The sequence below is a fragment of the Bradyrhizobium sp. genome, assembly GCF_035701725.1.
Taxonomy (GTDB): Bacteria; Pseudomonadota; Alphaproteobacteria; order Rhizobiales; family Xanthobacteraceae; genus Bradyrhizobium.
In genome coordinates, this window is sequence record NZ_DASSRP010000383.1 from 1 (window position 1) to 2,277 (window position 2,277).

The 2,277-nt window shown below is 60.9% G+C and carries 4 protein-coding genes; 2 read left to right on the top strand and 2 right to left on the bottom strand.

All coding sequences use genetic code 11. The features are described 5' to 3' along the window. Nucleotides 1-543: 543 nt before the first annotated feature. Entirely contained in the window at nucleotides 544-822 is a 279-nt protein-coding gene (locus VFL62_RS23170; protein ID WP_325174727.1) for a hypothetical protein, read from the top strand. 164 nt (nucleotides 823-986) lie between these two features. Here VFL62_RS23170 and VFL62_RS23175 read toward each other — a convergent pair whose 3' ends face one another. Continuing rightward, the gene (locus VFL62_RS23175; RefSeq protein ID WP_325174728.1) at nucleotides 987-1,205 is read right to left on the bottom strand and encodes a hypothetical protein; all 219 of its coding nucleotides are present in this window, start codon (nucleotides 1,203-1,205) and stop codon (nucleotides 987-989) included. 220 nt (nucleotides 1,206-1,425) lie between these two features. On the opposite strand from VFL62_RS23175, the gene VFL62_RS23180 reads away from it, so the two are divergent. Further along, nucleotides 1,426-1,647: a hypothetical protein gene (locus tag VFL62_RS23180; RefSeq protein WP_325174729.1), complete on the top strand. Its 222-nt coding sequence runs from the start codon at nucleotides 1,426-1,428 to the stop codon at nucleotides 1,645-1,647. Nucleotides 1,648-1,664: 17 nt separating this feature from the next. Here the strand turns inward: VFL62_RS23180 and VFL62_RS23185 are convergent. Beyond that, on the bottom strand, nucleotides 1,665-2,277 hold a 613-nt coding region (locus VFL62_RS23185), incomplete at its 5' end, for a CsgG/HfaB family protein (RefSeq protein ID WP_325174730.1).

The window sequence follows — 2,277 nt, forward strand, 5'->3', positions numbered from 1 at the left end:
TACAAGCGAACGGTGCTGCCGCGCGTGGAATCGAGAAGCGAATAAAGCAGACAGTGCTCGGCGCATCGGCGGCAATGGAACGGCCAAATGTCCGTCGCGGATTCGGTTTGCGGCACGTTGATGTCCACCATGGCACGAGCACCTTCCAGCCATCCAAAGTCGAACCGAAATAATCGTGGCGAAACAGGTGGAATTGCGTCTTTGCGCCGGGGCTTATTGACTAGTCCCTTGGGACTAGTGCGGCGAATTTGAAGTTCCTGTCAGCTTCGCGGCAAATTCGTCATAGGCACTTCAAATTCAAAGCCGCACTGGGATCGATGAGTTGCCAGAGCTCCTTTGATTCCGAAGTTCGCAAAAGAGGTTGCCGCGATACGATGTGAACTTCGGAGTCGGAGCTCCATGGCTCCACGTCCGCTTGATGACTCTTTGATGACGAACGGCGCGCCGGCCCCCTCGGCGCGAGCCAATTTCAGGACTCACATAAATCGACAGCATGCGTTAATCATTCGCGGCATGGATGACGTGTGGACGCGAAAGATGAAGATGAGATGCCATCGGGTGATCGCCGCAGCGACGCTCGGCCTTATGATTTCGATATCGATACCGCAGGCGCAAGCCTCTGAAGTCTGGGTCCGGCAGGCGCGCGGCCGCGTTTCCGGCGGCACACCCGTTACCGATGAGGCCAAACCAAAAAGCGCGCCCGAGGGCGGTTCGACGACGGCGGCGGCCGCCGGCAGTCCGACCAACCCGGCCACCTGCAACCAGCAGAACGCCTCCTCGCCCGCCTGTTACAGCGCGACCCAGCAGAGCCGGGGCAAGTAAGCGTTGCTGTTATCGGGCAATATCCCGGCCGGCGCGGCGAAGACGATCTGATCCGGCTGGGCTCGCGACAAACTCAAGAAATGCGGAAGCACCTTCGGGGTTGTGCCCACGATCGCGGCTGGTGGCCTGCACGCGGCACGATGTCCGCACGCTCATTCGGCGCATTATGTCTTGAGCTTCTTGATCGTCAGCGCGGCGATTTGCTGCGGATCGCGGCTGCCATCCATGCCGATCTCGATGACCTTGCGGGCCACGATTTCGCAAATCGGATCGTTTCGATCCACCAGATGCAGGCCGCGCAGCGCCAGATTGAATGCCTGCTTCAGGATTTCGGAATGCTCCGATGCAATCTCATGCCTTTGAAGTAATCGGTCTAGCGGCACGGTTTTGCCCCTGAGCGACGGCCTTGGCCACGCGACCAAGCGCCTTCACGTCAAGCTTTGCGCGCCGCGCGGCACGAATCAAGAAATCAGTCGCTAGTTCAATGTATTGCCGACGGCTTCGGCTGGTTTGCCGGTTTAGCCGTTAACCCATGTTAGTGCGATTGATGAGCCGAAGGAGTAACTGACACATCTAAGGGCTTTTACGGTCGGAGCGATGGGGATGGGTGAGCTCACCAGAGGCGAACGCCTCCAGATCATGCTGTCGCAAAGCGAGCTCCGTGCCGTCGATACGTGGCGCTTCAAGAAGCGAATGCCGAGCCGAGCCTCCGCGATACGGGAATTGCTCAAGCGCGGCCTTGCGGCGGAAGGATTTCTGGAAGCCGAAGACGGGCAGAAGTCCAAAGACTTCTCGGTTCTGCCGAACGGTCAGCGATCCGCCTAACGCGCCCTGCCGGCTGGCTAGTACTTCGCGACCAGCGCGTCGCGCTGCAGGCTCGTGGCGGCGGCGACTTCGGGTGGCACCGTGGCCTTCTGGTTCCTTTCAAGCTCGCGCATGAAGGCTTCGCCCGCGGCGCGATCCTTGAACTCCCATAGTTTGTTCTTCACCCCCTCGAAGATCAGCGAATAGACCGCAAGCTGTACGCCCTCGCGCACCGCCAGCGTCGGCGGCGTGTTCTTGGTAAATCCGATATCGGCCTGCAGCAGCTTGTCGACCGCAGCGAACAGGAAGCCGGTGCCGGCGACATTGATCGAATAGACAATCTTGGTCGTGGTGACCGAGGCCAGCACGCGGCCGGTCTGCACGCTGACGGCGCGCAACGCAATGGTGATGATATCCTGCCGGTACTGCACGTTGGGCCCGACGCCGAGATAGGTGGCGCCGACGCCGCCCGTGGTCTCGTTGGTGTCATAGCCGATCACGCCGCCCTCGAGCAGGATGCCGGCGAAGCGAAGCGGAGGCAGGCTCTGCGCCTTGTCGCCGTCGATCGCTGTGCGCGTGTTCTGGATGATCTGCCGCTCCTGCAAAAGCGGCTGCAGGTCGGCGCGCTCGGCGACGTCGAACCAGGCGCCG

Bases quoted from the DNA above. Each gene is read 5' to 3' on its own strand.
- VFL62_RS23170 (WP_325174727.1), top strand. From the start codon at position 544: ATGAGATGCCATCGGGTGATCGCCGCAGCGACGCTCGGCCTTATGATT.
- VFL62_RS23180 (WP_325174729.1), top strand. From the start codon at position 1,426: ATGGGTGAGCTCACCAGAGGCGAACGCCTCCAGATCATGCTGTCGCAA.